Source organism: Bacteroidota bacterium, assembly GCA_034723125.1.
Taxonomy (GTDB): domain Bacteria; phylum Bacteroidota; class Bacteroidia; order CAILMK01; family JAAYUY01; genus JAYEOP01.
In genome coordinates this window covers 1-1778 of record JAYEOP010000510.1, presented here as the reverse complement: position 1 = coordinate 1778, position 1778 = coordinate 1, and the positions used below count along the sequence as shown (strand labels likewise).

The window sequence follows — 1778 nt, the reverse complement described above, 5'->3', positions numbered from 1 at the left end:
CTTTATATTCAAATGCGAAACTTGAGTTATGTGTATTCTGTCGCTTGAATCTAATGTCATAAAGTAGTCATTTGATTGTCATTAAATTGTCATTAAGTTACAAAACCCAATGACAGCTTGGCTAAATAACTATTAATGACAATTTAATGACTTTTACATTCACATCCATTTTTAATTCAAAACCCAAGTATAATGAGTAATACAAAGTTTTCTTATTTCCACTGGGTAGTATCTATAAATTACAAAATATCAAAATCAATTTTATTTAAAAAAAATATCTAATTACTTCCACATATTATTTTAACTTTGCTCACTAATTAATTTGTAACTATTAAATTTAAAAAAAGATATGACAGAAAAGATTTCTTCAAAACAAGCAATGGATTTAGAAAATAAATATGGTGCACATAATTACCATCCTTTACCTGTTGTTTTAGAAAAAGGTGATGGCGTTTATGTTTGGGATGTTGAAGGCAAAAAATATTATGATTTTCTATCTGCATATTCAGCGGTAAATCAAGGACATTGTCATCCGAAGATTGTTGATGCATTAACTAAACAAGCTCAAAAACTTACATTAACTTCAAGAGCGTTTTACAATGATTCACTTGGTGTTTATGAAAAATATATAACAGAATATTTCGGTTTTGACAAAGTGCTTCCTATGAATAGCGGAGCTGAAGCAGACGAAACAGCTATTAAACTTTGTCGTAAGTGGGCTTACAATGTAAAAAAGATTGAAGAAAACAAAGCAAAAATAATTGTTTGTGAAAACAATTTCCACGGAAGAACAACAACTATTATTTCATTTTCAACAGACCCTGATGCAAAAAAAGGATACGGACCATATACTCCTGGCTTTGAAGTAATTCCTTACAACGACCTTAAAGCACTTGAAGAAGCACTCAAAGACCCAAATGTAGCTGGATTTTTGGTTGAGCCTATTCAGGGTGAAGCAGGTGTTTACGTTCCCGATGAAGGTTATCTTAAAAAATCTTATGAACTTTGTAAGAAAAATAATGTATTATTTATTGCTGATGAGGTACAAACAGGACTTGCTCGTACAGGGAAATTATTAGCCTGTGATCATGAAGGCGTAAAACCAGATATTTTAATTCTTGGAAAAGCACTCTCAGGAGGTGTATTACCGATTTCAGCAGTTCTTGCCAATGATGAAATTATGCTTACCATAAAACCGGGTGAACACGGCTCAACATTTGGTGGCAATCCTGTTGCTGCAAGAGTAGCAATGGCTTCATTGGAAGTTTTGAAAGAAGAAAAGCTTGCAGAAAATGCTGAAAAACTCGGCAATCTTTTTAGGAAAAAATTAAATGAAATTGATTCTGATGTAATAAAACTTGTGCGAGGCAAAGGATTACTAAATGCAATAATTGTTGAGCCTAAAGGAGGAAAAGATGCATGGGATTTTTGTGTAGCACTTAAAGAAAATGGCTTGCTTGCCAAACCAACACATGGAGATAAAATTAGGTTTGCTCCCCCTCTGGTTATGAATGAAGAGCAATTGCTTGATTGCGTTTCGATAATCGAAAAAACAATTAAGTTATTTAAATAAAACTTAAAAGCCGAATCAAAATTGATTCGGCTTTTTTATAGGGAGGTTCTATAAATACATTCGCATTAAGATTTCCAGAGTTTTTTATAGACAATGAAAAAATTTGAAACAAATCGGGATAATGTAAAAAGTTTTGAAGAAGTATATGAAAAACTCTGAAAACCCTTTGGGAACAAAGATAATAAACAATCTGACTGCGTTAAAA

The 1778-nt window shown here is 32.1% G+C and carries 1 protein-coding gene; it reads left to right on the top strand.

Translation table 11 applies throughout. The annotated features are described in order from the left end of the window. The first annotated feature begins 349 nt into the window (after positions 1-349). A complete protein-coding gene (gene rocD / locus U9R42_13245) occupies positions 350-1573 on the top strand; it encodes an ornithine--oxo-acid transaminase (GenBank protein ID MEA3496985.1) in 1224 nt (407 codons plus the stop codon). The last annotated feature ends 205 nt before the right edge of the window (positions 1574-1778 follow it).